At 67.2% G+C, this 25864-nt stretch carries 24 protein-coding genes; 7 read left to right on the plus strand and 17 right to left on the minus strand.

Going from position 1 to position 25864, the window contains the following annotated elements:
- Positions 1 to 59 precede the first annotated feature (59 nt).
- A complete protein-coding gene (locus BLT16_RS12315) occupies positions 60 to 959 on the minus strand; it encodes a PHP domain-containing protein (protein ID WP_422717930.1) in 900 nt (299 codons plus the stop codon).
- 88 nt (positions 960 to 1047) lie between these two features.
- On the opposite strand from BLT16_RS12315, the gene BLT16_RS12320 reads away from it, so the two are divergent.
- Positions 1048 to 1347 (plus strand): YciI family protein, encoded by a 300-nt coding sequence (locus BLT16_RS12320; protein ID WP_089658819.1) that lies wholly within the window; start codon positions 1048 to 1050, stop codon positions 1345 to 1347.
- A gap of 167 nt (positions 1348 to 1514) precedes the next feature.
- Positions 1515 to 3542: a bifunctional tRNA (5-methylaminomethyl-2-thiouridine)(34)-methyltransferase MnmC2/FAD-dependent 5-carboxymethylaminomethyl-2-thiouridine(34) oxidoreductase MnmC1 gene (mnmC, locus tag BLT16_RS12325; protein WP_089658820.1), complete on the plus strand. Its 2028-nt coding sequence runs from the start codon at positions 1515 to 1517 to the stop codon at positions 3540 to 3542.
- Here mnmC and BLT16_RS12330 read toward each other — a convergent pair.
- Both BLT16_RS12330 and BLT16_RS12335 read right to left on the minus strand, forming a co-directional pair.
- Positions 3529 to 4254: a response regulator gene (locus BLT16_RS12330; protein WP_089658821.1), complete on the minus strand. Its 726-nt coding sequence runs from the start codon at positions 4252 to 4254 to the stop codon at positions 3529 to 3531. The genes mnmC and BLT16_RS12330 overlap by 14 nt on opposite strands.
- Positions 4251 to 5861: an ATP-binding protein gene (locus BLT16_RS12335; RefSeq protein ID WP_245701640.1), complete on the minus strand. Its 1611-nt coding sequence runs from the start codon at positions 5859 to 5861 to the stop codon at positions 4251 to 4253. The genes BLT16_RS12330 and BLT16_RS12335 overlap by 4 nt, the downstream gene beginning before the upstream one ends.
- Positions 5862 to 6067: 206 nt before the next feature.
- On the opposite strand from BLT16_RS12335, the gene BLT16_RS12340 reads away from it, so the two are divergent.
- On the plus strand, positions 6068 to 7372 hold the full coding sequence (locus BLT16_RS12340; protein ID WP_089658822.1) for a 2-hydroxycarboxylate transporter family protein: 1305 nt from the start codon (positions 6068 to 6070) through the stop codon (positions 7370 to 7372).
- Between the two features lie 80 nt (positions 7373 to 7452).
- On the opposite strand, the gene BLT16_RS12345 is transcribed toward BLT16_RS12340, so the two are convergent.
- The 13 genes from BLT16_RS12345 to ccmA all read right to left on the minus strand — a co-directional run bounded on the left by BLT16_RS12345 (position 7453) and on the right by ccmA (position 22498).
- Positions 7453 to 7722 carry a YheU family protein gene (locus tag BLT16_RS12345; RefSeq protein ID WP_089658823.1) on the minus strand — a complete coding sequence of 90 codons (270 nt, stop codon included), beginning with the start codon at positions 7720 to 7722 and terminating at the stop codon, positions 7453 to 7455.
- Positions 7719 to 9785: an NAD-dependent DNA ligase LigA gene (gene ligA / locus BLT16_RS12350; protein WP_089658824.1), complete on the minus strand. Its 2067-nt coding sequence runs from the start codon at positions 9783 to 9785 to the stop codon at positions 7719 to 7721. Before ligA ends, BLT16_RS12345 begins: the two co-directional genes overlap by 4 nt.
- 193 nt (positions 9786 to 9978) lie before the next feature.
- Positions 9979 to 11688, minus strand: a complete 1710-nt coding sequence (gene zipA / locus BLT16_RS12355; RefSeq protein ID WP_089658825.1) for a cell division protein ZipA — start codon at positions 11686 to 11688, stop codon at positions 9979 to 9981.
- Positions 11689 to 11918: 230 nt separating this feature from the next.
- Positions 11919 to 15419: a chromosome segregation protein SMC gene (smc, locus tag BLT16_RS12360; RefSeq protein WP_089658826.1), complete on the minus strand. Its 3501-nt coding sequence runs from the start codon at positions 15417 to 15419 to the stop codon at positions 11919 to 11921.
- 18 nt (positions 15420 to 15437) lie between these two features.
- The gene (gene ccmI, locus BLT16_RS12365; RefSeq protein ID WP_089658827.1) at positions 15438 to 16682 is read right to left on the minus strand and encodes a c-type cytochrome biogenesis protein CcmI; all 1245 of its coding nucleotides are present in this window, start codon (positions 16680 to 16682) and stop codon (positions 15438 to 15440) included.
- A complete protein-coding gene (locus BLT16_RS12370; protein WP_089658828.1) occupies positions 16679 to 17152 on the minus strand; it encodes a cytochrome c-type biogenesis protein in 474 nt (157 codons plus the stop codon). The genes ccmI and BLT16_RS12370 overlap by 4 nt, the downstream gene beginning before the upstream one ends.
- Positions 17143 to 17670, minus strand: coding sequence for a DsbE family thiol:disulfide interchange protein (locus BLT16_RS12375; RefSeq protein ID WP_089658829.1), 528 nt, complete (start codon positions 17668 to 17670; stop codon positions 17143 to 17145). Before BLT16_RS12375 ends, BLT16_RS12370 begins: the two co-directional genes overlap by 10 nt.
- Positions 17667 to 19658, minus strand: a complete 1992-nt coding sequence (locus BLT16_RS12380; protein WP_089658830.1) for a heme lyase CcmF/NrfE family subunit — start codon at positions 19656 to 19658, stop codon at positions 17667 to 17669. Before BLT16_RS12380 ends, BLT16_RS12375 begins: the two co-directional genes overlap by 4 nt.
- Positions 19659 to 19670: 12 nt before the next feature.
- On the minus strand, positions 19671 to 20192 hold the full coding sequence (gene ccmE, locus BLT16_RS12385; protein WP_089658831.1) for a cytochrome c maturation protein CcmE: 522 nt from the start codon (positions 20190 to 20192) through the stop codon (positions 19671 to 19673).
- Entirely contained in the window at positions 20182 to 20394 is a 213-nt protein-coding gene (gene ccmD, locus BLT16_RS12390; protein ID WP_089658832.1) for a heme exporter protein CcmD, read from the minus strand. Before ccmD ends, ccmE begins: the two co-directional genes overlap by 11 nt.
- The gene (locus tag BLT16_RS12395; protein ID WP_089658833.1) at positions 20394 to 21134 is read right to left on the minus strand and encodes a heme ABC transporter permease; all 741 of its coding nucleotides are present in this window, start codon (positions 21132 to 21134) and stop codon (positions 20394 to 20396) included. Before BLT16_RS12395 ends, ccmD begins: the two co-directional genes overlap by 1 nt.
- A 13-nt stretch (positions 21135 to 21147) precedes the next feature.
- Positions 21148 to 21864, minus strand: a complete 717-nt coding sequence (ccmB, locus tag BLT16_RS12400) for a heme exporter protein CcmB (protein WP_089658834.1) — start codon at positions 21862 to 21864, stop codon at positions 21148 to 21150.
- Positions 21851 to 22498, minus strand: a complete 648-nt coding sequence (gene ccmA, locus BLT16_RS12405) for a cytochrome c biogenesis heme-transporting ATPase CcmA (protein ID WP_089658835.1) — start codon at positions 22496 to 22498, stop codon at positions 21851 to 21853. The genes ccmB and ccmA overlap by 14 nt, the downstream gene beginning before the upstream one ends.
- A 248-nt stretch (positions 22499 to 22746) precedes the next feature.
- On the opposite strand from ccmA, the gene lexA reads away from it, so the two are divergent.
- Together lexA and BLT16_RS12415 are read left to right on the plus strand one after the other, a co-directional pair.
- On the plus strand, positions 22747 to 23226 hold the full coding sequence (lexA, locus tag BLT16_RS12410) for a transcriptional repressor LexA (protein WP_089658836.1): 480 nt from the start codon (positions 22747 to 22749) through the stop codon (positions 23224 to 23226).
- On the plus strand, positions 23226 to 23843 hold the full coding sequence (locus tag BLT16_RS12415) for an IMPACT family protein (protein WP_089658837.1): 618 nt from the start codon (positions 23226 to 23228) through the stop codon (positions 23841 to 23843). Before lexA ends, BLT16_RS12415 begins: the two co-directional genes overlap by 1 nt.
- Before the next feature lie 3 nt (positions 23844 to 23846).
- Here BLT16_RS12415 and BLT16_RS12420 read toward each other — a convergent pair whose 3' ends face one another.
- Complete coding sequence (locus tag BLT16_RS12420) at positions 23847 to 24506, minus strand: GntR family transcriptional regulator (RefSeq protein WP_089658838.1); 660 nt, start codon at positions 24504 to 24506, stop codon at positions 23847 to 23849.
- 167 nt (positions 24507 to 24673) lie between these two features.
- Between BLT16_RS12420 and BLT16_RS12425 the strand changes: the two genes are divergently transcribed.
- Both BLT16_RS12425 and BLT16_RS12430 read left to right on the plus strand, forming a co-directional pair.
- Positions 24674 to 25258, plus strand: coding sequence for a chromate transporter (locus BLT16_RS12425; RefSeq protein ID WP_089658839.1), 585 nt, complete (start codon positions 24674 to 24676; stop codon positions 25256 to 25258).
- Positions 25255 to 25785, plus strand: a complete 531-nt coding sequence (locus tag BLT16_RS12430; protein ID WP_089658840.1) for a chromate transporter — start codon at positions 25255 to 25257, stop codon at positions 25783 to 25785. The genes BLT16_RS12425 and BLT16_RS12430 overlap by 4 nt, the downstream gene beginning before the upstream one ends.
- The last annotated feature ends 79 nt before the right edge of the window (positions 25786 to 25864 follow it).

Below are 25864 nucleotides of genomic sequence, written 5' to 3' on the forward strand. Positions count from 1 at the left end.
CAGCCTAAACGGCCGACCGCCAAAGGGCGACCCTAGGCCTTGCCAGTATTGGAAAATGCCTAGGCCGCGGCGAAGGCGGCCAGCGCCGGGTGCCTCCACACCGGCCTCACCGCACTGCGCGGTGCCGGGCTCATGCTGCCCGGTGCCAGCGCCCCGCCGGGAAAGTGAAAGTCGCTACCCAGCGAGGCGTAGAGGCCGCGCTCGTCGAGTTGGCGCGCCAGGTCGCGGGTGGTATCCGGGTTCTGGTAGCCGCTGATCAGCTCGGCGGCCTCGCCGCCGGCGGCGGTGAAGTCGTCGAGCAACAGGCCACGCTTGCGCCGCGTGGTGCCATAGCGCAGCGGATGCGCCAACACCGCCACCCCGCCTGCATCGCGGATCCACTCCACCGCGGTGGAGATGAACGGCCAATGGGCCTTGACGTCGCCGGGCTTACCGCTGCCCAGGTGCTTCTTGAAGGCGGTCTTGATGTCGGGCGTGATGCCGGCGGCGACTAGCGCCCGGGCGAAGTCCGGGCGGCCCAGCGGGCGTGGGCCACCGGCCTGTTCGCGAGCACGCGCCAGGGCGTCGTCGAGGCCCAGTTTCTCCATGCGCCGGGCGATCTCCTCGGCACGCGCCTCGCGGGCCGCGGCCTGGGCCACCAGGCCCGCCTCGAGGCTGCCACACACGCCCTGGGGCAGTAGCGCCACGATGTGGATATTCATGCCGCGCCACTGGGTCGAGAGTTCGGTGGCGGGCATCACGCGCATCCCCAGGGCCTGGGCCGCCTCCTCGGCCTCGGCCACGCCGGCCACGGTGTCGTGATCGGTCAGGGCAAGCCGGGTCAGGCCGCGGGCCTGGCACAGCGCCACCAGCTCACGAGGCGACATGGCGCCGTCCGAGGCGGTGGAGTGCATATGCAGGTCGATACCACTAACACCTTCCAACGATGTCGGCAGGGGAACGAGTGAGGTCATTGGCATGACGCCGACAGGCGTCTTTGTCAGAATAGGGAGTCCATGGTGCGCGCCGCGCGCCAGGGGGTCAATCACTACTCAAGGAAGCCCTGAGATGCTCTATGCGATCATCAGTGAAGACGTGAAGAACAGCCTCGAGCGGCGTATGGCGGCTCGCCCCGACCATCTTGCCCGCCTCGAGAAGCTGCGCGACGAGGGCCGCCTGATCCTCGCCGGCCCGCACCCGGCGGTGGACAGCGACAACCCCGGCGACGCCGGATTCAGCGGTAGCCTGGTGGTGGCCGAATTCGACGACCTGAGCGCCGCCCAATCCTGGGCCGACGCCGACCCCTTCGTGATCGCCGGGGTCTACGCCAAGGTCACGGTCAAGCCGTTCAAGAAAGTCCTTCCTTAACACCACGTTAGGCTGACAAGCCTTAGGTTTTCCACAGCCGGACTATACACACCGTCTGTGGAAAACCCTGTTAGTAGCCCGCGGACGCCTTTTGGCAGGCGCCATGAGATGCCGCCCGGCGAAGATTGCTCACTTTTTAACCACTCTCCACCGATCGGAGTCCGCCGGTGACCGACCGCCCTCGCGATAGCCTCGCTGCCTTGGAAACCGCCCGCCTCGACTGGCAGCGCGACGACGGTGACCTGGAGACGCCCCATTCGCTGGCCTTCGGCGACGTCTACTTCTCGCGCCAGGACGGCCGCGCCGAAACCGAGCACGTGTTCGTCGAGGGGAACGATCTGCCCCGGCGCTTTCGCGAGTGGTGCGAGCCACGCCCCTTCGTGATCGGCGAGACCGGGTTTGGCACCGGGCTCAATGTACTCTGCGCCTGGGCCTGTTTTACCCGCCATGCCTCCCCTGACGCGCGTCTGCATCTGGTCTCCACCGAGAAGTACCCGCTGGCCCGCGCCGACCTCGCCCGCGCGCTGGCTGCCTGGCCCGAGCTGGCCGAGGCAGCCGCCAGGCTGGTCGACCAGTGGCCCGAGCCGGTGGCCGGCGTGCACCGCCTGTGGCTCGACGAGCGGGTGACGCTGGACCTGCACTTCGGCGACAGCGCCGAATGCCTGGCGGCCCTCGACGGCCGCGTCGACGCCTGGTTCCTGGACGGCTTCGCGCCGTCGAAGAATCCACAGATGTGGCAGCCGGCGCTGTTCGAGGCGATGTCGCGCAAGAGCCGAGACGGCGCCACCTTCGCCACCTTTACCTGCGCCGGGGTGGTCAAGCGCGGACTCAAGGCGGCCGGCTTCGCCTGGCGCAAGGTGCCGGGCTTCGGCCGCAAGCGCGAGATGCTGGCCGGCGAGATCGCGACAGCCGCCGACGAAGACGCGCGCCGCACGACACCCTGGTTTACCCCGCCGGCGCCGCGTCCGGCACGCCACGTCGCGGTGATCGGCGCCGGGTTGGCCGGCGCCAGCGTGGCCCACGCCCTGGCCCGGCGCGGCCTGAGAGTCACGCTGCTCGACCGCGAGGCACCCGGCGCCGGCGCCTCGGGCAACGCCCAGGGGGCGCTGTATATCAAGCTGGCGGTGGCGCCCAACGCGCATAGCCGGGTCTACCTGGCCGGGCTGCTGCACAGCCGCCGCTGGCTCGAGACGCTCGACCCGGAGGGCGCGCTGTGGCAGCAGAGCGGGGTGCTGCAGCTGGCCAACGATAGCCGCGAGGCCGAGCGCCAGGCACGCTTCTTGGCCCAACATGCGCTTCCCGGCAGCGTGGTCGAGGGCATCGACGCCACCACCCTGGCCGAGCGCAGCGGCCTGCCGCCCCAGGCGTTCAGCGCCGCACGCGCCCTCGACTACCCAGGCGCCGGCTGGGTGCGGCCCCAGGCGCTCTGCCAGCGGCTTGCCGCCAGCCCCGGGGTGGCCTTTCAGCGTGGCGAGGTGATGCGCTTGACGCCTGCGGGAGAGGGCTGGCGCCTGACGCTGGCCGACGGGACCGACCTCGTCGCCGACCAGGTGGTGATCGCCACCGCCCAGCTGGCCAACCGCTTCGACCAGACCGCCGAGCTGCCGCTGCAGGCGATCCGCGGCCAGGTCAGCCAGGTCAGCCTTCCCGAAGGGATGCCGGTACCGCGCCGGGTGATCTGCGCCGGCGGCTATGTGCCGCCGCCCCAGGAGGGCGTGCTGACCTTCGGCGCCAGCTTCGCACCCCATGACGAGGGCGACGAGATGCGCGAGGCGGACCACACCACCAACCTGGCCGAGCTGGCGCGTACCCTGCCCGGCTTCGTCGAGGCGCTGCGTACGGCCGGCGCCGAGCTCGACCCGGCGCGCATGGACGGGCGCGCCGCGGTGCGGGCGGCCAGCCCCGACAAGCTCCCCTACGCCGGGCCGGTTCCCGACGCCGCGGCCTGGCGCCACGACTACGCGGCCCTGACCAAGGACGCCAAGCGCATTCCTGACACGCCCGGCACCCACCACCCCGGACTGTGGATCAGCGCCGCCCACGGCTCGCGGGGGCTGGCCAGCGCGCCGCTGTGCGCCGAGCTGATCGCCTCGAGGATCTGCGACGAACCGCTGCCGCTGCCAATTGATCTGGCCGACCAGCTCCACCCGGGGCGGCGGCTGATCCGCGACCTGATCCGTCTCACTCCCCGCTGAGTTCCCGCAGCACCTGGGGATCGCGGCAGCGATAGCTGAACGCCGGGCGCCCCACCTGGCCATAGTGAAACGACTCCTCGAGCACCTCCCTCTCGGTCAGGTGCTTGAGGTATTTGCGCAGCGAGACCCGCGACATGCCGGTCAGCGGGGCCAGCTCATCGGTGGCGAAGGTGGCGTCGCCGAGACGCAGAATCGCCTGGGCGACCTGTGCCAGGGTTGGCGCGGTCAACCCCTTGGGCAGGCCATCCGGGCGGCGCGGCGCCGGCGCGGGCGTGGCCTGGAACAGGCGGTCGAGATCGCGCTGCTCGACCTGTGCCGGGAGCTGCTGCAGCGAACGGCGATTGGCGATACAGGCGCTCACCGCGTCGCGGAAACGCTCGAATTCGAAGGGTTTGATCAGGAAGTCGCGCACGCCCAGCTGACGCGCGCTGCGCACCGTCTCGAGCTCGGAGGCGGCGGTGATCAGGATCACGTCGACATCGCGCCCCTGGCGCTGCAGCTGGCGGACGATCTCCAGCCCACTGCGCTCGCGCAGGTAGACATCCAGCAGCAGCAGGTCCACCGGCTGCTGTTCGAGCACCTCCAGGGCGGTAGGCACGTCGAGACACTGCGCCGCCAGGGTGACATCGTCCAGCCGGTTGAGGTACTCGAGGTTGAGGCGCATGACCATCGGGTCGTCCTCGACGATCAGCACGCGGATAGGGTCGCTCATGCCAATGGCTCCTGCAGCGCTAGGCTGGCTTCGGCCAGGGTGCCCTGGCCGGGATGGCTATACAGCGACAGCGTGCCGCCGTGGGCTTCGAGACGCGCCTTGACCAGCGCCAGGCCGAGCCCGCGCGCCTCGCCCTTGGTCGAGACCCCGCGGCCAACGACCCGTGCGAGCAGCGCCGGGGCGATGCCCGGCCCGTTATCCTGCACTTCGATGGTCAGTACCTCCTCGTCTACCGCCAGCAGCAGCGAGACCTCAGGCTGCTCGGCGTCGACCAGCGCCTCGAAGGCGTTCTCGAGCAGGTTGCCGATCACCGTGACCAGGCTGTGGCTCAGCGCCGGGTCGTGCAACACCGGGATCTCGCCGTCGACCTCGATAAGCAGGTGGATACCGCGCTCCTGGGCTTCACTGCGCTTGCCGAGCAGGAAGCCGGCCAGTACCGGATCGCGCAGCCGCTCATCGGGCAGCGGCGCCACCAGCGGGCCGGAGGCGAGTTCACGCAGGTAGCGGCGCAGTGCCTCGAGGTCGCCCAGCTGGGCCAGCCCGGTAATCACGTGCAGGGTGTTCTTGACCTCATGGGTCGAGGCGCGCAGCGCCTCGGCGTAGCGGCGCACACCGGTCAGCTGCTCGGCCAGGCGGTCCACCTCGCCCTTGTCACGCAGGGTCGCCACGGCGCCGATCAGCTGCTGGCGATGATAGATAGGTAGCCGATTGACGATCAACGCCTGGCCATTCAGGGCGACCTCGCGATCCAGCTCTGGCTGGCCGGTGGCCAGCACCTCCTGCAGCGCCCCGGGTGGCAGGTAGTCGGCCAGGGCGGTGCCCGGCTGCGGCGCGGCCAGCCCGGCTCGCTGGAGCAGCTGCGCCGCCGCCGCATTGGCCAGGGTGATGCGCCCTTGCGGGTCCACCGCCAGGATCCCCTCATGCACCGATGACAGCAGCGCCTGGCGCTCCTCGACCAGGCGTGCGATCTGATGCGGCTCGAGCCCCAGCAGGGTGCGTTTGAGGTAGCGCGCCAGGCCCCCCGCGGCCACGCCGGCCGCCACCACCAACGCCAGCACCGCCAGCAGGATCCGCCGCCGGTGCTCTTCCAGGGTCGGCAGCAGCGCCGCCAGGGTAATGCCCACGGCCACCGCGCCGACCACCTCCTGTTCGGCGCCACGCACCGGCGCGAAGCCACGAATGCTGGTTCCCAGCGTGCCCTCGGCGCGGGAGGCGTAGCGCTCGCCGGCCAGCGCCGGGCCTTCGTCGCCGCCCTGGAAGGGCGCGTCGATCCTGGCCGGTTCGGGGTGGGTGAGGCGCCGCGCCTGGCGGTCCATGACCACGATGAAGTCCACCCCCAGCGCGCGCCGCAGTCCGTCGATCTCCTCCTGGAGCGCCGCATCGGAGCGCCCTGGCCGCTGCAGCGCGTCGCGCACCTTGGCCTTGGCGGCCACCACCTCGGCCAGGTCCATGACCCGGGTGGCATGGGCCTGCTCCAGGGCGCTGCGCTGCTGGGCCATGAACAACCACAGCGCCAAGCCCAGGGTCACCGCAACCATCGCCACCGCGAGCAGCGATATCCACAGGTTGAGCGGCAGCCGGCGCAGCGACGGGGATGGATTCGACACGAGGATCACGCTCTCCTGTTGCGGCCCCGTGAATCGCGGGGGTTCGACCTTGGTGGCATTTTCAGCCGCGGGGGGCTGTGCCGTCGATCCCCCGCCCGCTTTCAATAGTGTCAAAACACTTTGTTAACTTTGCAAAACTTGGCTGACGGGGCAGCCGGCTTATGCTCGCTCACCACCTATCCGTTATCCCGCGCAGGAGGAGACGCATGAGCCACGCCAACGACGCGACGACCGAGTTCGTCAATCCCCGGCACAGCCTGCCACGCATCGCCGGCATGCCATTGACGGCCTTCGGCTTGCTGACCGCCGTGCTGGTGACCGCGATCTATACCGACAACCTGCCCGCCGGGATGATTGGCGGCCTGCTGGTGATGATGGTGTTCGGCGAGCTGCTCGGCTTCGTCGGCGACCGCCTGCCCATCGTGCGCAGCTACCTCGGCGGCGGCGCCATCCTGGCGATCTTCGGCGCCGCCACCTTGATGTACTTCCCGGTGCTGCCGGAGGCCGTGGGCGAGAACATTACCACCTTCATGCAGGGCGGCGACTTCCTCAACTTCTATATCGCCGCGCTGATCACCGGCAGCATCCTGGGCATGGATTCCAACTCGCTGGTCAAGATCGGCACGCGCTACTTCGTGCCAATCATCGGCGCCGTGCTAGGGGCCGCGCTTTTGGCGGGCCTGATCGGCACTCTGGTCGGCTTCACCATCGCCGATGCGGTGCTGGTGATTACCCTGCCGATCCTCGGCGGCGGCATGGGCGCCGGCGCGGTACCGATGAGCCAGATCTACGAGCAGATGCTCGGCCAGCCGGCCAGTTACTACATCTCGCTGCTGGTGCCGGCGCTGGCGCTGGGCAACGTCTTCGCCATCGTCTTCGCCAGCCTGCTGGCCAAGCTTGGCGATCGTTATCCGTCGCTCTCCGGCGATGGCCAGATCATGCCGGGGGTCAAGATCGAAGAGCGCCAGCAGTCACTGAGCCTGGCCACCATGGGCATCGGTGTGATGGTCGCCCTGGGCTTTTACATCGGCGGCCAGGTGCTCGCCGACCTGATCCCGCTGCACCCTTATGCGCTGATGATCATCGTCGTGGCACTGTTCAAGATCCTCGGCCTGGTGCCCCAGTCGCTGGCCGATGCGGCCACCCAGTGGTACGGCTTCGTGGCGCGCAACTGGACCTTCGCACTGCTGTTCGGCATCGGCGTGGCCTATACCGACCTGGGCACCGTGATCGAGGCGCTGACCCCCGCCTACGTGATGATCGTCTTTGCCGTGGTCGCCGGCGCAGCCCTGGGCGCCGGGCTGCTGGGCAAGCTGGTCGGCTTCTACCCCATCGAGTCGGCGATCACCGCCGGGCTGTGCATGGCCAATATGGGCGGCACCGGTGACGTGGCGGTGCTCTCCGCGGCGCGGCGCATGCGCCTGATGCCCTTCGCCCAGATCTCGTCGCGGCTGGGTGGCGCGCTGATTCTGCTGATTTCGGGCCTGGGCCTGCCGCTGCTATTCAACTAGGCGTGGTTTGCCCCCCCCCCGCCTGCTTCAGGCCCTGCCGCAAGGCGGGGCCTGTTTTTTTCTGGCCGCTGCTCAGCCGCTCAGCCTTCTTCGTCGTCGGCTAGATCACGCCCGAAGCTCCGCCACTGGGCCAGCGTCATTACCTCGGTGGTCTCGGTCTGCAGGTCGTGGGCAATCAGCAGTTCGCCCTGCTCCAGCTGCCGCTTGAGCTGGGCCGTCCAGCCGCGCATGCCGTCACCGGAGGTGTCGGTGGTGTCATAGCCCTGGCGGGTGACGAAGGCCTCGAGCAGGGCGTCGAGGGTCTCTGCGGGGAGCATGCCGTGGGGCACTTCCACGAAACGTCCGCTCATGGCGCACTCTCCTGGTCTGTGGGATCACTGTCGCCGGCCTCCCAGCGCGCCAGCCGGGTCAGGAATTCGGCCTCGTCGATCACCGTTACCCCCAGCTCCTCGGCCTTGGCCAACTTGCTGCCGGCACCGGGGCCGGCCACCACGCAGGCGGTCTTCTTGGAGACGCTGCCGGCAACCTTGGCACCCAGCGCCTGGAGCCGCGCCTTGCCCTCGTCGCGGGTCAGGCTCTCCAGGGTGCCGGTGAGCACCCAGGTCTCGCCAGCCAGCAACTGGGGGCGCGCAACGACCTCCTGCTCCTCCCAGGTGAGCCCGCAGCCGAGCAGGTCGTCGATGATCTCGCGGTTGTGCGGCTCCTGGAAGAAACCGTGGACATGGGCGGCGACGATGGGGCCCACGTCGTCCACTGCCTCGAGGTCGTCCTGCTCGGCGGCCATCAATGCCTGCAGGGTACCGAAGTGGCTGGCCAGGTTGCCGGCGGTGGCCTCGCCTACTTCGCGGATTCCCAGCGCATAGATGAAGCGCGGCAGCGTGGTCTGCTTGGCCTTCTCCAGTGCCGCCACCAAATTCTCCGACGACTTCTGCGCCATGCGCGGCAGCTCGGCGAGGCGTTCGGCGTCGAGGCGGAACAGCTCGGCGGGGGTCTTGACCCAGTCGCGCTCGATCAGCTGGTCGATCAGCTTCTCGCCCAGGCCGTCGATATCCAGCGCACGCCGCGAGGCGAAGTGCTTGAGCGCCTCCTTGCGCTGGGCGGCGCAGTAGAGCCCGCCGCTGCAGCGTGCCGCCACCTCGCCCTCGACCCGCTCGATGGCCGAGTCGCATACCGGGCAGCGCTCGGGAAACACGATCTCCCGGGCATCCGCCGGGCGCTGCTCCTCAAGCACCCGCACCACCTGGGGGATCACGTCGCCGGCGCGGCGAATGCTCACGGTGTCGCCGATCATCACGCCCAGCCGAGCGATCTCATCGGCGTTGTGCAGGGTGGCATTGGAGACCGTGACCCCGGCGACGCTGACCGGCTCGAGGCGCGCCACCGGGGTGATCGCTCCGGTGCGGCCGACCTGGAATTCGACGTCGTTGAGCCGCGTGGTCTGCTCCTGGGCGGGAAACTTGTAGGCCACCGCCCAGCGCGGCGCACGGGCGACGAAGCCCAGCTCGCGCTGCAGGCGCAGGTCGTCGACCTTGATCACCACGCCGTCGATATCGTAGCCCAGCGCATCGCGCTGCTCGCCCAGCCAGCGGCAGTAGTCGATCAGCCCCTGGCTGCCGGTGACGGTGGTCAGTTCGCGGCTGGTGCGGAAACCGAGAGTGCCGAGACGCGCCATCAGCGCGCTGTGGGTGGCATCGCCCAGGTCCGGTTCGATCCGCGCTACCTGGTAGGCGGTAAACTCCAGCGGCCGGGTGCGGGTGATCGCCGGGTCGAGCTGGCGCAAACTGCCGGCGGCGGCGTTGCGTGGGTTGGCGAAGACTTTGCCGCCCTCTTCGCGGGCCTTGTCGTTCATGGCCTCGAAGTCGGCGTGGCGCATGGTGACTTCGCCGCGTACCTCGAGCAGCTCGGGCCACGCCTCGCCGCGCAGCTTCAGGGGGATCGACTTGAGGGTCTTGAGGTTGGAGGTGATGCCCTCGCCGGTGCGGCCATCGCCGCGGGTGGCGCCGAAGGCCAGCTCACCGCGCTCGTAGACCAGCGACACCGCGGCGCCGTCGAGCTTGGGTTCGCAGCAGAAGGTCAGCTGCTCGCCGTCGCGCTCGAGGCGGTCGCCGAGGCGTTTGACGAAGGCGCGCAGCTCGTCGTCGTCGAAGGCGTTGCCCAGCGATAGCATGGGCACGGCGTGCTCGATCTCGGGGAAGCCGTCGGCGGGGGCCGCGCCCACCCGCTGGGTCGGCGAATCGGAGGTCACCTGATCAGGGTACTGCTCCTCGAGGGTCTGCAGGCGGCGCAGCTTGCGATCGTAGTCGGCATCGCTGATGGCCGGGTCGTCGAGGACATAGTAGCGATAGTTGGCATCGTCGAGCTCAGTGCGCAGGCGCGTGATCTCGTCGAGAATCTTGGGATCGGGCTGGGTCATTGAATCAGGGGTCTCGGTGCAGAGCGAGGGCCTCGAAGCGCGAGGCCAAATCAGTGCCGCCTAGCTTACCAAAGCAACAACCCCCGGTGGGAGTTACCGGGGGTTGTTGGCAGGCCTATCACTGTTAATAACGCTGCTCGGACTGATCCGTCGACAGGCCTGCGAGGAGGCGCTGTAAACCCATCCCTGGGCGCTAGTTGGCCTGGTAGCGATGCAGGCGGTGGCGGCGCTCGAACTCCTGGACCCGCTGACGGGCAAACTCGACGGTTTGCGCGGTCATCACGCTGCGGTTCTCGTCCTTCAGCTCGCCACCGAGATGACGCACGATGACCATGGCGGTCTCGACCATGGCCTCGAAGGCGGCAGCGCTGTCCAGCGCGCCGGGCAGCGGCATCAGCAGCGTTACCCCAGGCGTGCGGAACTCGTCCATGGCATCCAGCGGGAAGGTACCCGGCTTGACCACGTTGACCATCGAGAACTGCAGTTCGCTCTCGCTGTCTTCGGTCTCGAAGCGATTGAAGATGCCCATCTCACTGCTGTAGCGCAGACCACAGGCCAGCATCAGGTCGAGCAGTGCGGAGCCGCTGAAGCCCTCCTCATCGCGCGACATGACGCTGATGACGATGACCTCTTCGGCGTGGCTCAAGGTATCGCGGGCGTGCTCGACGTTGATGTCGTGACGCAGCGCCTTCTCTACCACGGGATGCGAGGCGACCTGCGGCTCACGCTCGGCGGCAGGACGCGACTCATAGGCTGAGTCGTCCACCGGACGCTGCACCCTGGCGGCGGCTTCGTCGAAACTCGGTTCGGCGTAGCGGCTGTCGACATGATGCAAGCGACTCGGCGCGAACAGCGGATCGTCCTGGTCCTGGGCGCTGATCGCCTGGGCGTCGCGCGCCTGCTGCTCGCGGCGCTCGGCCTGACGGGCGGCTTCCTGCTCACGCTCGGCGGCCAGCTTGGCGGCTTTCTCGGCTTCGGCCTGCTTGCGGCGGCTGGCCTCACGGGCCTGCTTCTCGGCCTTGAGCCGCGCTTTTTCGAGCTTGTCCTTCTTGCGCTGCTCCTTGCGCGCGGCGAGGCTCTGCTTCATCGACGAGCCGAAACGCTGCATCGAGGCGCCAACCTGGGTCGAGCGCTCCTTGAAGGAGTCGGTCATGCCCTCGAGGTCGACCAGCCGATAGCGTTCGGCGTCGTGGTGTTCATCGTGGTCGTCGGGATCGGCGGCCAGCGGCTCGCTGGTGGCCTGTGGCGCCTCATCGGCATCCAGCGCCGACAGCGTAGGCTCGGTACGCGTCGGCTCCTCTGAAGGGGGTGTCTCGGCCTGTGCGGAGATATTGCCGGCTTCGCGGCTGGCAGGCTCGGGCGGCACCTCCGACGCGGCTTGCTCAGCGCGAGGCTTGCTCGTCCGGGGCTCGGCGGCGGGTGGCGGCTCAGCGCGAAGCGCCTCATCCGGGCTGCGCGACTCGGCGGCCTGCTCAGTAGAAGCCGCCTGCTCGGGAGCAGCGGCCATAGGCGCCGCTGCCTGTGGAGGAGCCGTCGCCGCCGCAGGAGAGTTGCTGCCGGGCTCGGGCGAGCTGCCCGCATCCCGCGACTTCTCTCGCCACTCGGACAGCACGCGTGAAGCGCCAGGATGCTCCTGGCGCTTCAGCTTGGGTTTGGGCGCTACCTGCTCCGATGCTGCAGGGCGAACCACCCGGGCACCGCCATTAGGCAGCTCCCAATTGATCTCGGCCGCCTTGGCTTCGTCGTCGAGGTCCATGTCTACCCGATTGGCGCCATTGGGTCGTGTATCGACCTGGTCCAGTCTGGGCACGCGACGCTGACGCTGCAGGCGACGGACACCGTCTACGACGATGATGGTCACCAGGGCCAGCCCCAGGATGATCAGCCACTCTCTTAGTTCCATGGGTCATCTTGCCTGTTTGCTAAGGCGCCATGCCTGATAAGTTGTTCGTCACCAGCATAGCGCGATTATCAAAAAAAGGGCCACTTTTTTTGAATGTCAAGCTTGTCTATCACACTTGGCGAATGATAAATCGCCAAGGGGTGGCGCCTAATGCAAATGCCCTGCGTCTATCCTTGACCTTCATCATGTTTCTTCCTTGTTAACGCGTTTGCTGTTGTGGTGCAAGCGGTTCAGGCTTCTGCCAGCTCCGCGGCTTCCTCGACCCCCACGGAAACCAGCCGCGATACACCCGGCTCCTGCATGGTCACCCCCATCAAGCGTTCAGCGGACTCCATGGCAATCTTGTTGTGGGTGATATATATGAACTGTACGGTCTCTGACATCTCTTTTACCAGCGCTGCATAACGCCCGACATTGGCATCATCGAGTGGCGCATCGACTTCATCAAGCATGCAGAAGGGTGCCGGATTGAGTTGGAAGATGGCAAATACCAATGACAACGCGGTCAGGGCTTTTTCTCCCCCCGACAGCAAATGAATGGTGCTGTTCTTCTTGCCCGGCGGTCTGGCCATGATCGCCACCCCGGTCTCCAGCAAATCCTCGCCGGTGAGCGTCAACCACGCGGTACCGCCGCCGAAGACCTTGGGAAAAAGCGTCTGTAAACCGGCATCGACCCGGTCAAAGGTCTGCTTGAAGCGAGTGCGTGTCTCCTGATCGATCTTGCGAATCGCCCGATCCAGGGTCTCCAGCGCCTCGCTGAGCTCGGCCTGCTGGGCCTCCAGATAGTCACGCCGCTCGGCCTGCTGGTCGTACTCTTCGATGGCCGCCAGGTTGATCGCCCCCAGCCGCCGGATCTTCTCGGCGAGGCTTTCCAGATGCGCCTGCCAGGCCGATTCGGTGGCTTCGGGATCGAGCTGGTCGGTCAGCGCCGCAACATCGTGTCCCAGTTCGCCGAGCTGCTCGTCCTGGGCATCGGCCTTGAGCTTGAGCGCCTGGACCTGCAGTCGCGCCTCCTGAAGACGCTCGCGCACGCCTTCCAGGTTGCGCTCATGGGTCTGACGTTCGAGCTCGTCCTTGCGCAGTCGCTCGCTGAGCTCGGCGGCCTGATCGCGACAGGCGTTGAGCGCTTGCTCATGGTGCTCACGCTGCTCAAATAGCGTCTCGAGGCGCTCGCGTTCGATATCCTCGGGTTCATGCAAGGCCTCACGGCTGGCACTGAGCTCGGCGCACTTTTCTTCCAGCCGGGCGCGGCTCTCCTCACTGCGTCCGCGCTGCTGCACCAGACCGGCGCGCTCGGTGGTCAGCCGCTGCAGATCGAGCGCCAGCTGCTGACGGCGCTCGCTCAGCGGACGCTGGCGCACCCGCAGCGCCTGCAGCGCCTCGCTGGCGTCGCGTCGCTCGCGCTCGAGCTGCTCGCGTGTGGCACCGCTGGCTTCCAGGCGTGTCATGGCCTGCTGCCAGGTTTCACGGGCCTCCTCCAGCTCCAGCAGACGCGCCTCGCGGCGCTCCGCCAGGTCGGCAAGTTCGGCGTCGAGTTCGCGGCTGCGGCCGTCGAGGTGGTCGAGGCGGGTAGTGAGATTGGCCTCCTCGAGCGCCAGCTGCTGGCGGCGGCGCTGCAGCTCGGCCTCGGGCTGGCGGCACGCCTCCAGCGCCGCCTCGGCCTCACGGCTGGCCTCGCGGGTGGCTTCCACGCCGGCATCGAGCTCGGTGAGCTGGTCGTTGAGGCTCTCTAGCACGGTAGTGATTTCGTCGCGCCGTCGGCGGTTGACGAGCAGGCTGTCGGCGTGCTGATGGCCTGCGCGGCGACGTGCCCAGTCACGGCCGAGCCACAGCCCGTCGCGGGTAATCAGGCTCTCGCCAGGCGCCAGGTCGGCACGCCGCTTGCTGGCCTCCTCGGAGGTCTCCACCGTGTAGATGTTGGCGAGCAGTCGCTGGCAGGCACCGGCGCCGGAGACCCGCGCGGCGAGGCTGGCCGGGTCGGGCTGCGGCGCGTCATCGCCGGCCTCGAGCAGTGCCAGTTCGCCGCCATCCAGGCCGTCGAGCGCCGGCATGGCAGCGGGCAGGTCGACCAGCCGCGCAGTGAGCCAGGGCGACAGCACCCAGGACACCGCATCCTCCCAGCCGGGGGTCACCTCGAGCCGTTCGCCGAGCTGCGGCGCCTCGCCCAGGCCGTGGTCATCGAGGTGCTGGGTGAGTGCCGCATCGCTATCGACCAGTGCCGCCTCGATCAGCGCATCCAGCGAGGCCATTTCGCCCTGGCGCTGGCTGCGCTGCTGGCGCAGCGTCTCGCGCTGTGTTTCGTCCTGCTCTAGGCGCTGACGGGCCGCGTCGCGGCGTGCCAGCTGGGTGTCGCGCTGCTCGGCCAGCGCCTGCTGTTCGAGATCCAGCTCGGCAAGGCGTTCGGCAAGCAGCTCACGCTGTTCACGCAGCTCGCCGGCGTCGGGCAGTTCGGCACGCTGCTGCTGGCGGCGCTGACGCTCCCGATCCAGCGATTCGAGGCCGCGCTCGAGGCCGGTGATGCGCTCCTGAGCGCGCTCGGCGTCGCGGCTGGCGTCACGGTGGCCGTCGTTGAAGGCTTCCCAGCGCTCATTGGCCTGCTGCTGGCGCTGTTCGGCCTCCTCAAGGGCCGCCTCGAGCTCTTCGAGCTGCTCGGCGACCGCCTCCTGATCCGGGCCGAGGGCCGCGAGCTGTTCGTCGAGCTCGGCCAGGCGCAGGGTGTCGGCCTCGCCGAGCCGGTCGAGCTCGGCGAGCTCATGACGGGCGCTCTCCAGATCGCGGGCCAGCTGCTGATCCCGGGAGCGGGCGTGTTCGAGCTGCTGCTCGAGGCGGGCAATGGCTGCAGTCGTCTCATAGAAGCGCGCCTGGCAGGCCTCCAGGCGCTCACTTAGGCCGTCGTGCTCGAGGCGCGCTTCCTCGAGGCGCGACTCGCACTGGCGAGCACCGAGCAGCTCGCGCTCCACCGCGGTCTCCAGGTCTCGTACGCGGGATTCCTGCTCACCCTGCTCGGCACGCAGGGCGCGCGCGCGCAGCAGCGCCAGCTCGCCCTTGAGGCGATGCTCCTGCTGCTTGAGGGTCTGGTAACGCTTGGCCGCCTCGGCTTGGCGCTTGAGGCGTTCGAGCTGCTTGTCGAGCTCGTCGCGTATGTCCTCGAGGCGCTCCAGGTTCTCCTGGGTGCGGCGCATGCGATTCTCGGTTTCGCGGCGCCGCTCCTTGTACTTGGAGATGCCGGCGGCTTCTTCGAGGGTGGCGCGCAGATCGTCGGGGCGCGCCTCGATCAGCCGCGAGATCATGCCCTGGCCGATGATGGCGTAGGAGCGCGGCCCCAGGCCAGTGCCCATGAACAGGTCGGCGATATCGCGGCGCCGGCACTTCTGGCCGTTGAAGAAGTAGCTCGACTGGGCGTCGCGGGTCACCACTCGCTTGACGGCGATCTCGGCGTACTGGGCGTACATGCCCCCCATGCCGCCATCGCGGTTGTCGAACAGCAGCTCGATGGAGGCCTGGCCCACCGGCTTGCGGCCGGTGGAGCCGTTGAAGATGACGTCGGTCATCGACTCGCCGCGCAGGGTCTTGGCCGAGGATTCGCCCATTACCCAGCGCACCGCATCGATAACGTTGGACTTGCCACAGCCGTTGGGCCCGACGATGGCGGTCATGTTGCCATCGAAGGGCACCGTCACCGGGTCGACGAAGGACTTGAAGCCGACCAGCTTGATCGAAGTGAGGCGCATGGCGGCGGTCGGCCTCCGTTACTCGAAGACGCGGTCGATGACCACCGGTACCACCTCGCCGTCGGTGGCGCCCACCGGCACGGCGTCGTGGTCGCCAAACAGGTCACCGGCCTGGGGGGTGGCCTGGCCACTGGGCGAGACGCGCACGACCAGCCGCGCCTGACTGGCCTGGGAGATACGGCTCTGGTCACTCATGGCGTTGGCATCGCTCAGGGTCACCGTGGTCGGCAGCTCGCTCACCAGTAGCCGCGACACCGCCAGCGGCGGACCCTCGCCATCGGGGTCATGGGCGACCACGAATACCGTGGCGTCATCGTCGACCTGGCCGCGCAGTTCGTCATCGAGGCTGACCTGAACGCGCACCCCAGGGCCTTCGGCGACCTCCGTCTCGATCTCGTCTGCCGACAGCCCCAGGCGCTCCTGGGCGGCGGCGATGCCCTCGCGCAGTGCCGCGGCGGAACCGGGGTCGTCGTAGCCGGCGATGGCGCGGCGCCAGTGATCGATGGCGGCCTCGTAGCGCCCCTCGTCGAAGGCGTTGATGCCGAGCATGCCGAGTACCGTAGGCTGGCGCGGGTCCAGCTCGAGGATCTCGTCGACCAGCGCGCGAATCTCGTCGTTCATCTGACGCTGGGCGATGAAGAACTGCAGCTGCGCCTTCTGCGCCAGCAGCGAGGGCTCGCGCCCCTCCATCTCGATCAGGCGTTCGAGGGCATCCAGCGCCTCGGCGGGACGATTGGCGTCGCGATACAGCGGAAACAGCGAATACCAGACGTTGACGTTGCCCGGCTGGCGCGCGGCTTCCTGCTCGAGGCGCTCGATCATCATCTCGCGGGAGCCCTGGGGATGCTCGCGTACCTCCTGCTGGGCGGCATACAAGGCCAGATCGCCCTCGGCCCCCTCGCGCTGGTACCACACCACGCTGGCGACCACCACCAGCACCAGCAGCACCGGTACCACGATACGTCCGTCGGCGGCGGCCTTGAGCGGTGCCCGCTTGAGGTTCTCGGTGTCCTCGAGCAGGCTGCGCTCGAGGTCGAGGCGGTCCTCGTCGAAGCGTGCCTGGTCAATGTCGCCACGCTCCAGCGCCGCTTCCAGCGAGGCCAGGCGCCGCCGATAGATGGCCACGTTCTGCTCGGCGGTACGGTCGTTGGTCTCGAACTCGTGCTGGGCGTCGTGCAGCTGGCGAGCGCCGCGCAGCGGCGCGATCAACAGCCAGGCGGCAGGCAGCAGCAGTAGAGCAAAGACGGCCCAGAGTAGCGTCATGGTGTCCTCTCGCGGTTAATCAGTTCATCGAGGCGCGCGCGCTCCTCGGCGGATAGCGCTTGCGCCGAGGCGTTACGCCGGCGCCGCACGATCACCACCACCAGTACCCCGCCCAGCACCACCAGCGTGCCGGGCAGCCCCCAGAGCAGCAGCGTGCGCCCCTCGAGGCGTGGGTTGTAGAGGACGTAGTCGCCAAAGCGCGTGGTCATGTGATCGAGAATCTCGATGTCTGCGCGGCCATCCTGCAGCATCACATAGACCTGCTCGCGCATGTCGCCGGAGATCGGCGCATCGGAGTCGTCGATGGCCTGGTTCTCACACAGCGGGCAGCGCAGCGAGGCGGTCAGGCTCTTGTAACGCTGCTCGAGGACCGGGTCGTCGAACTCGCGGACCTCGATCCCCCCTGCCCAGCTCAGGCCGGCGATCAGGGTCAGAACCAGGACCAGCGTGGTGTGTCGAATCACTGCCATTTTTCCACCTCCGGCAAGATGTGATCGCGGACGTCGCTGGGGTCTATATAGCCGGTGTGGTGATAGCGGATCACCCCGTCACGGTCGACCAGAAAGGTCTCCGGCGCGCCGTAGACACCGAGGTCGAAACCCAGCGTGCCGTCGGGATCGAAGATGTTGACCTCGAAGGGGTTGCCGAACTCCTCGAGAAAGCCGAGGCCCTTGTCGCGCGTGTCGCGGTAGTTGACCCCCACCAAGCGCACCCCGCGGTCGGCGAGGTCGAGCAGCTGCGGCATTTCCTGCTTGCAGGCCGGGCACCACTCGCCCCACACGTTGACCAGGGTCACCTCGCCCTGGAACAGCGACGGGTCAACTCGCCGCTCGGGGTCTTCGAGGGTGACCATGTCGAAGTTCGGGAACTCCCGGGCCAGCAGCGCCGAGTCGCGGTGGAAAGGATCCAGCGACAGGCCGCGATACAGGAACACCCCGAGGACCAGAAAGATCAACAGCGGCAGCAGCAGGAGCAGACGCCGATTCATGCGTGCGCCTCCTGAGCGGCCGGTGCGGGCGCCTCAGCGGTCTTGCGGCGGCGATAACGGCGGTCGGCGATGGCCAGGATACCGCCGGCGCCCATCAGCAGCGCCCCTAGCCACAGCCAGCGCACGAACGGTTTGTACTGGATGCGCATCGCCCAGTCGTCGCCGTCGAGCTCTTCCCCCATCGCCACGTAGAGGTCGCGGAAGAAGCCCGGACGCAGCGCCACCTGGGTCATCGGCATGCCGCGGGCGATATACAGACGTTTCTCGGGGCGCATTTCGAAGCTGCGCTCGCTGCCCAGGCGGCTGACTTCGATGGTCGCGGTATCGGCCAGGAAGTTGGGGCCGCGGCGCGCCTGCAGGTTGGTCATGGTGAACTCGTAGCCGGCCACCTGCACGCTGTCGCCCGGGCCCATGCGCACGCTGCGCTCGACGTTGTAGTGCGAGACCACCGCCACCCCGACGATGGTCACCGCCACCCCCAGATGACCGAGCTGCATGCCCCAGTAGGCCAGCGACAGCTTCTTGAGGCCGGCGCCGAAGGAGCTGGCGTTGCGCGTCTTGTCAAAGAGGTCGCGGAACATCGGCAGCACGATCCACAGCGCAGTGATCAGGCCGATCGCCACCCACAGGTTCCACTGCTCGGCGAAGATCAGCGGCAATACCGCGCCCAGCACCAGCGCCGCCACCCCCGACAGGGCCACCCGGCGACCGAGATCGCGGGCCGACATGCTCTTCCAGCGTGCGCCCGGGCCGAGGCCCATGAACACGCACATCAACACCGTCAGCGGCACGAACAAGGCGTTGAAGTAGGGCGGGCCGACGCTGATCTTGCCGAAGCCCAGGGCATCGAGCAGCAGCGGGTAAACGGTACCCAGCAGCACGGTGACGGTGATGATCACCAGCAGGATGTTGTTGATCAGCAGCAGGGCGTCACGCGACACCCAGTTGAAGCCTACGGTGTGGCTGACCCGCGGGGCGCGCAAGGCGAAGATCAGCAGTGACACGCCCACGGTGACGGTCAGCAGCATCAGGATGAAGAAACCGCGTGATGGATCATTGGCGAAGGCGTGCACCGAGGTCAGCACCCCGGAGCGCACCAGGAAGGTACCCAGCAGCGACAGCGAGAAGGTGGTGATCGCCAGCAGCACCGTCCAGCTCTTGAACGAGCCGCGCTTCTCGGTCACCGCCAGCGAGTGCATCAGGGCAGTACCGGTCAGCCATGGCAGCAGCGAGGCGTTCTCCACCGGGTCCCAGAACCACCAGCCGCCCCAGCCCAGCTCGTAGTAGGCCCACCAGCTGCCGAGTGCGATGCCCACGGTGAGAAACGCCCAGGCCAGGTTGGTCCAGGGGCGTGCCCAGCGGGTCCAGGCGGCGTCCAGACGCCCGCCGAGCAGCGCGGCGATGGCGAAGGCGAACACCACCGAGAACCCCACATAGCCCATGTACAGCATCGGCGGGTGGATGATCAGGCCGAAGTCCTGCAGCAGCGGATTGAGGTCGGCGCCATCCGACGGCATGTTCGGCAGCAGCCGCTCGAAGGGGTTGGAAGTGGCCAGGATGAACAGCAGGAACCCCACGCAGACCAGGCCCATCACCCCTAGCACCCGCGACACCATGTCTTCCGGCAGGTCCTTGGAGAAACGGCTGGCGGCGAAGCCCCAGCCGGCCAGCATCAGGCTCCACAGCAGCACCGAGCCCTCATGGTTGCCCCATACGGCGCTGAACTTGTAGTACCAGGGCAGCATCGAGTTGGAGTTGTTGGCGACATTGGCGACGCTGAAGTCGTCGAGCATGTAGCTCGCGGTGAGGCAGGCGTAGGCGATCGCCACGAACAGGAACTGGCCGGCGGCCATCGGCCGCGCGAAGGCCATCCACAGCGGCCGCCGGGTAGCCGCCCCAACCAGCGGCATAGTGCCCTGAACGATCGCCAGCAGCAGCGCAATCACCAGCGCGAAGTGGCCGATTTCGGGAATCATCTTGATCAGCATGGCGGCTCCGGATCAGTACTGGCTGGCGCCGTTGTCGTCAGCGTATTCGCCCTGGGCTTCGAGTCGTTTGCCGACCTCGGCGGCTTTGGCCTGGAAATCGGCCGGGGAGTAGCCCGCCTCTTCCAGCGCCTGGGCAACTTCCGGCGGCATGTAGTTCTCGTCGTGACGCGCCAACACCTCGTTGGCCCGGATCCAACCGTCAGGCTGCAGTTCGCCGACCACCACCACGCCCTGCCCCTCACGGAACAGGTCGGGCAGGATACCGTTGAAGCGCACCCGCACGTCGTCGACGTAGTCGGTTACGGTAAATTCCACGTCGAGGCTATCGGCATTGCGCGATACCGAGCCCTCGCGGACCATGCCCCCGGCGCGAATGGTGCGCTCGTAGGGCGCATCGCCGGCGGCGATCTGCACCGGGCTGAAGAACAGGTTGATGTTGCTGCGCAGGGCGAACAGCGTCAGCCCCACCGCGATCGCCGCCAGCGACATCAGCCCGAGGATGATGAAGAGCTTCTGTTTGCGTTTAGGTGTCATCGGCTAGGTTCCTCGCTGGTTCGCTTCCGACACGGCGCTCCCTGCGTTCACGTCGTTGCAGATCACGGATCAGTTGGCGGCGTTCAACACGCGCATGTACTACCGATCCCAGTAGCAGCAGCGCGGTCATCGCCCAGGCCGACCATACGTAAGGAGCATGGCCGCCCATGGCAAAGAAGTCCTGGAGTGAGACGAACGCCATCAGTGTTCTCCTCCGGCCAGGTCACGCACCCAGCGCTTGCGCGACTCGCGGCGCAGAATCTCGTTGCGCGTGCGCATCAGCGTCAGGGCGATAAAGAAACTGTAGAAGCCCAGCACCATCAGCAGCAGCGGCGCCCACATTTCCAGGGGCATCGCCACGCGTCCGGTCACGGTGAAGGTGGCTGGCTGATGCAGGGTATGCCACCACTCCACCGAATACTTGATGATCGGGATGTTGATCACCCCCACCATGGCCAGCACCGAGGCGGCCCGTGAGCCGCTGTCGCGGCTGGCAAAGGCGCCACGCAGGGCGATCACGCCAAAATACAGGAACAGCAGGATCAGCATCGAGGTCAGGCGAGCATCCCACATCCACCAGGTGCCCCAGGTCGGCACACCCCACACCGCGCCCGAGAACAGCGCGATAAAGGTCATCGCTGCGCCCAGCGGCGCCATCACCGCGGCGGCCATGTCGGCGATCTTGATCTTCCATACCATGAACACCACCGCCGCAACCGCCATGCTGACGAAGATCGACTGGGCCAGGAATGCCGCCGGCACATGCACATAGATGATCCGGAAGCTATTGCCCTGCTGGTAGTCGGCCGGGGCAAAGGCCAGGCCCCACACGGTACCGACCAGAATCAGCGCCGTGGCCGCGACCCAGAAGTAGGGCTGAAGCCTGGCACTGATGGCGTAGAACCACCTGGGGGAACGCAGCTTGTTAATAAAGGCCCACATGCCTCTCAACCTCTCAACCGTTGATACTGATACGCAGTGACGCGGCAATGGCCCAGGGCGCCAGCATCAGCGCGCCGGCCAGCAGCGCGCCGAGAATCGCCAGATGAGCGGCCAAGGCATCGCCCAACAGGGCCGCCTGCACGGCGCCGGTACCGAAGATCAGCACCGGCACATACAGCGGCAGCACCAGCAGCGACAGCAGCACGCCGCCGCGTGCCAGCCCCACCGTCAGCGCCGCCCCGATGGCGCCGATCAGACTCAGGCTGGCGGTGCCCAACGCCAGCGACAGTGACAGTATCCCGTAGCTACCGGCCGGCAGCGACAGGGTGATCCCCAGCAGCGGCGCCATCAGCGCCAGCGGCAGACCGGTCAACAGCCAGTGTACCGCCACCTTGGCCATCACCATGAGCGCCAGTGGCTGAGGCGCCAGCAGCATCTGCTCGAGGCAACCATCCTCGAAATCGGCGCGAAACAGCGAGTCCAGCGACAGTAGCGTCGCCAGCAGCGCCGCCACCCATAGCAGCCCCGGGGCAACAATCGCGAGCAGCTCAGCGTCCGGCGAGATGCCCAGCGGAAACAGCGTGATCACCAGGGCAAAGAACACCAGCGGGTTCATTACCTCGCTGCGACGCCGCATGAGCAGCATCAGGTCGCGTCGCAACGTCGCCGCTAGTGCGACTCCCAGGCCGCCGCGGGGTTCCGTCACCGCCAGGCGCTCAGCGTGCTGCATCTAGCGTGCCTCCTTCCCCCAGACGTACGCGGCGAATATCGCCGAGCGGGGCCAAGTCGTGGTGGGTCGTGAGGATCACGCTGCCACCGCGTGCGGCATGGGCCAGCAGTCGTCGCTCCAGTGCCGCCACACCGTCCTTGTCGATGGCCGTGAAGGGCTCGTCGAGCACCCACAGCAAGCGCGGGATCAGGGTCAATCTGGCCAACGCCACGCGCCGCTGCTGGCCCGCCGAGAGCTGGGCACAGGGCACGTCTTCGAAGCCCATCAGCCCGATCTCGGCCAGCGCCGCCATGCGCGCCTGATGGTCACCCGCCTCACCGGCCAACGCCTGGTGCCAGCTCAGGTTCTCCAGCGCCGTGAGAGCGCCCTTGATCCCCGCCGCGTGGCCCAGATAGAGCAGGTTGGCGAGGAACGCATCGCGTACGGCATGCATCGGGGCGTCGTCCCAGTAGAGCTCACCCTGATAGTCACCGAGCTGGCCCGAGAGGATCTTGAGCAACGTGGTCTTGCCGCTGCCGTTGGGGCCCTCGATACGCACGATCTGACCCGGCCCCACCTCGAGGTCGAGGCCATGAAACAGCATGCGGTCATCGCGTTCACAGGCCAGCTGGCGGGCTTGCAGACGGAAGCTCAAGGCACCATTAACCCCACTCTGCACCACGGTCTCCCAGCATCGATTATTGGCACGGCACTCTACACGGAATGGCCTAGTGCCGCTAGCGCCGGGCGTGCGTCAGCCGGTCGCATCGGGGCTTGCCTTGACCTCAATCAAGCCCCCTCGAGAGACCATCAGGACTTGCGACCCGCGTCGCCCTTGCTATGATGCAGAAGTGCTGTAAAAAACAACAGGTATTCGCGTCCCGTCTCGGAGGGAGAACGACCATGCTGCACACCGCACCGCACTATCTGCAACGCCTACCCAACCTGCCCATGGCAGAGGCCTGGGAGGCGCTCGATGACAGCGAGCTTGGCGAGCTGGTCGAGATACCGCTATTCGGCAAGGTTTCGGCGGGCATGCCCATCGAAGCCTGCACTGATACCGCCAGCGTTTATGTGCCATCGAGCATGGTGCGTCGTAACACCTACGCCCTGCGGGTGTGCGGCGACTCGATGATCGACTGCAATATCTTCGACGGCGACGTGATCATCATCGAGCGTCAGGAGAGCGCCGAGAACGGCGAAACGGCGGTGGTCATGATCAACGACCAGGAGGTCACCCTGAAGAAGCTGTATATCGACAAGACAGGCGTACGCCTGCAACCCGCCAACGAGAGCATGGCCCCCATCTTGCTCAAGAACGACGACATCAAGGTGCTGGGCATGGTGATGGGCGTGATGCGCCAACCGGCGCATGTGATGTGATGAGCTACCCGATTCCCGATCTGGACGACGGCTGTTGGCACGCCTGCGAGATAGAGGTAGAAAAGAGTCGCTTCATTGCCTGGCTGTGCCACGCCCCCACCCCACGGACCTTCGAGGCACTGCTGGCCAGGGCTCGTCAGACTCACCCCAGCGCCAGCCATCACTGCAGCGCCTACATCGCCGGACCGCCCGGCGAGCAGCAGGCGATTGGCTTCTCCGATGACGGAGAACCCGGCGGCACCGCCGGACGGCCGATGTTCCAGGTACTCGACGGTGCCGGTATCGGCCAGGTGGGCTGCGTGGTGACGCGCTACTTCGGCGGTACCAAGCTGGGCACCGGCGGGCTGGCTCGCGCCTACGCCCAGGCGGTGGCCAAGGGGCTCGAGCAGCTCCCCCAGCGCGACTTCATCGCCCGCCGCAGTCTCGAGCTAAAGGTGGATTTTGCCAGCGAGGCAGAGACCCGCAGCTGGCTCACCGAGCACCAGATTCCGGTACAGGCAGCCGACTATCAGGCCAGCGGCGTGGCCCTACGGGTCGGTTGGCCCGTCGACCAGGACCAAGCCCACTTGAGTGAGCTGGCCTCACGGCTCAAGGGGCGCCTCAGCGTCGGCGAGTGACCTTTACTTGCAGCTGCCCAGTGCCACTTCATACGAGCGGTCGATATGGTCTTCGAGTAGCGCCCGGGCGGCCTTGACGTCGCGCTCCAGCGCCAGCTCGACCAGTTGACCGTGCTGCTCGTCGAGGATCTTGCGCACCGCCGGCACCCCGGGGGCCATGCGTCGATAGCGGTCGAACTGATCGTGCAACTGATCGATGAAGCGCAGCAGCCAGACTGAGCCGCAGGGCGCCACCAGGGTGCTGTGAAAGCGCGCATGCAGCCGCTCCCATTCGTCGACCTGTGTGGGCGAGAGATCCGCTCGCTTGAGGCGATGCGCCGCGGCCAGCAGCTCCGATTCCCACTCGGCGTCACCTTTGAGGATCGCCCGCTCGAGCGCCATCCCCTCCAGCTCGCGACGCATGCCGGCCACGTCGTCAAGCTCATGACGATCCAGGCGCGGCACCCGAAAGCCACGCTGATTTTCCTGCACCAGCAGCCCGTAGGCGGCAAGGCGGTTGAGCGCCTCGCGCAGCGGGCTCAGGCCCACCTGATACTGCTCCTTGAGCCCATTGATGGCCACCTTTTCACCGGCGGCAAAGCGACCATTAACCAGGTCGTGACGCATGGCGTCGAACACCCGGCTGGCGGTGGTAGCACTCTCCTTGCGTTGCGGAACACCCATGGCTTCTCCTCGACCGGTATCGGCCCGTTTATTGTTGTCCAGCTTGACGTGCGTTTCCAGAGCAATCTATATTCTAGACAAAATAATCGATTTTTTAACAACAAGAGCACTTTTAATGAATAAATCCTACTGCAGCGCTCAATTACAGCATAGTGACGAGGTCATCGATGTCCGGCTCCACCGCTGACACGCCTGCTCGCGCTCGCCAGCGCGACCTGTTCATGGCCTTCCTGCGCATCGGCCTGCTCGGCTTCGGCGGCGGCCCCGCGATGATTCCCCTCGTCCAGCAGGAGGTGGTCAAGCGCCACGCCTGGCTCGATGACGAGGAGTTCGCCGACATCCTGGCCATCGCCAATACCCTGCCCGGCCCCATTGCCACCAAGATGCCCGGCTATATCGGCTACCGCGTCGGCGGCGTCGCCGGCTGCATCAACGCCGTGCTGGCGGTGATCCTGCCCACCATCCTTGCCATGATCGTCCTGCTCGGCGTGTTCAGCCGCTATCGCGATGTCGCCTGGATTCAAGGCATGGGCCAGGGCGTGGTGCCGGTGGTGATGGTGATGATGGGCCAATTGGCCTGGGACTTCCTCAACAAGTCACAGCTGGTGCTGGGCTGGCTCATCAGCCTGACCATGGCGGCCGTCGCCGGCGTGCTGATCTACCTGCTCGGCGTGCATCCCGGCTGGGTGGTCGGCGGCATCCTGGCGGCAGCGCTGCTGCGCCCGGTACCCAAGCAGGAGGCCACCTCATGATCTATTGGGAGCTGTTCCTGGCCTTCTTCATTCCCAACATCATCGGCTACGGCGGCGGCCCGGCGATCATCCCGTTGATCGAAGCCGAAGTGGTCGGCCGCTACGGCTGGATGGGCGCCCAGGAATTCGCCGAAACCCTGGCACTGGGCAACGCCCTGCCCAGCCCCATCGCCACCAAGATGGCCGGCTACGTGGGCTATGACGTGGCCGGGATCGGCGGCGCCGTGGTCGCGGTATTCGCCACCGTGGTGCCGTCCCTGCTGCTGATGCTCGGCGCCCTGGGCCTGCTCTATCGCCACCGCGAGTCACCGCGGGTCAAGCGCATGAGCCAGTGGGTGCGCCCGGTGATCGCGTTGATGATGGCCTGGCTGACCTGGAGTTTCTTCAGCGAAGGCATCGACAGCGCCGGCCTGCTCCACACGCTGCTGATCGCCGCGGTAGCCGCCGTGGCGCTGCTAAGGTTTCGCGCCCATCCGGCCTTCGTGGTGCTCGGTGCGCTGGTTTATGGAGGATTGTTTCTGGGCTGAGACGCCCGACGTAACGACACAATAACCCGACAACGGGATCACGCGCTCACTCGCCGCCGGCGCAGCCGGTGTATCACCA

Source organism: Franzmannia pantelleriensis, from assembly GCF_900102875.1.
Taxonomy (GTDB): Bacteria; Pseudomonadota; Gammaproteobacteria; order Pseudomonadales; family Halomonadaceae; genus Franzmannia; species Franzmannia pantelleriensis.

Bases quoted from the DNA above. Each gene is read 5' to 3' on its own strand.
- BLT16_RS12315 (WP_422717930.1), bottom strand. From the start codon at position 959: ATGCCAATGACCTCACTCGTTCCCCTGCCGACATCGTTGGAAGGTGTT.
- BLT16_RS12320 (WP_089658819.1), top strand. From the start codon at position 1,048: ATGCTCTATGCGATCATCAGTGAAGACGTGAAGAACAGCCTCGAGCGG.
- BLT16_RS12330 (WP_089658821.1), bottom strand. From the start codon at position 4,254: ATGAGCGACCCTATCCGCGTGCTGATCGTCGAGGACGACCCGATGGTC.
- BLT16_RS12340 (WP_089658822.1), top strand. From the start codon at position 6,068: ATGAGCCACGCCAACGACGCGACGACCGAGTTCGTCAATCCCCGGCAC.
- BLT16_RS12345 (WP_089658823.1), bottom strand. From the start codon at position 7,722: ATGAGCGGACGTTTCGTGGAAGTGCCCCACGGCATGCTCCCCGCAGAG.
- ligA (WP_089658824.1), bottom strand. From the start codon at position 9,785: ATGACCCAGCCCGATCCCAAGATTCTCGACGAGATCACGCGCCTGCGC.
- zipA (WP_089658825.1), bottom strand. From the start codon at position 11,688: ATGGAACTAAGAGAGTGGCTGATCATCCTGGGGCTGGCCCTGGTGACC.
- smc (WP_089658826.1), bottom strand. From the start codon at position 15,419: ATGCGCCTCACTTCGATCAAGCTGGTCGGCTTCAAGTCCTTCGTCGAC.
- ccmI (WP_089658827.1), bottom strand. From the start codon at position 16,682: ATGACGCTACTCTGGGCCGTCTTTGCTCTACTGCTGCTGCCTGCCGCC.
- BLT16_RS12370 (WP_089658828.1), bottom strand. From the start codon at position 17,152: ATGGCAGTGATTCGACACACCACGCTGGTCCTGGTTCTGACCCTGATC.
- BLT16_RS12375 (WP_089658829.1), bottom strand. From the start codon at position 17,670: ATGAATCGGCGTCTGCTCCTGCTGCTGCCGCTGTTGATCTTTCTGGTC.
- BLT16_RS12380 (WP_089658830.1), bottom strand. From the start codon at position 19,658: ATGCTGATCAAGATGATTCCCGAAATCGGCCACTTCGCGCTGGTGATT.
- ccmE (WP_089658831.1), bottom strand. From the start codon at position 20,192: ATGACACCTAAACGCAAACAGAAGCTCTTCATCATCCTCGGGCTGATG.
- ccmD (WP_089658832.1), bottom strand. From the start codon at position 20,394: ATGGCGTTCGTCTCACTCCAGGACTTCTTTGCCATGGGCGGCCATGCT.
- BLT16_RS12395 (WP_089658833.1), bottom strand. From the start codon at position 21,134: ATGTGGGCCTTTATTAACAAGCTGCGTTCCCCCAGGTGGTTCTACGCC.
- ccmB (WP_089658834.1), bottom strand. From the start codon at position 21,864: ATGCAGCACGCTGAGCGCCTGGCGGTGACGGAACCCCGCGGCGGCCTG.
- lexA (WP_089658836.1), top strand. From the start codon at position 22,747: ATGCTGCACACCGCACCGCACTATCTGCAACGCCTACCCAACCTGCCC.
- BLT16_RS12415 (WP_089658837.1), top strand. From the start codon at position 23,226: ATGAGCTACCCGATTCCCGATCTGGACGACGGCTGTTGGCACGCCTGC.
- BLT16_RS12420 (WP_089658838.1), bottom strand. From the start codon at position 24,506: ATGGGTGTTCCGCAACGCAAGGAGAGTGCTACCACCGCCAGCCGGGTG.
- BLT16_RS12425 (WP_089658839.1), top strand. From the start codon at position 24,674: ATGTCCGGCTCCACCGCTGACACGCCTGCTCGCGCTCGCCAGCGCGAC.
- BLT16_RS12430 (WP_089658840.1), top strand. From the start codon at position 25,255: ATGATCTATTGGGAGCTGTTCCTGGCCTTCTTCATTCCCAACATCATC.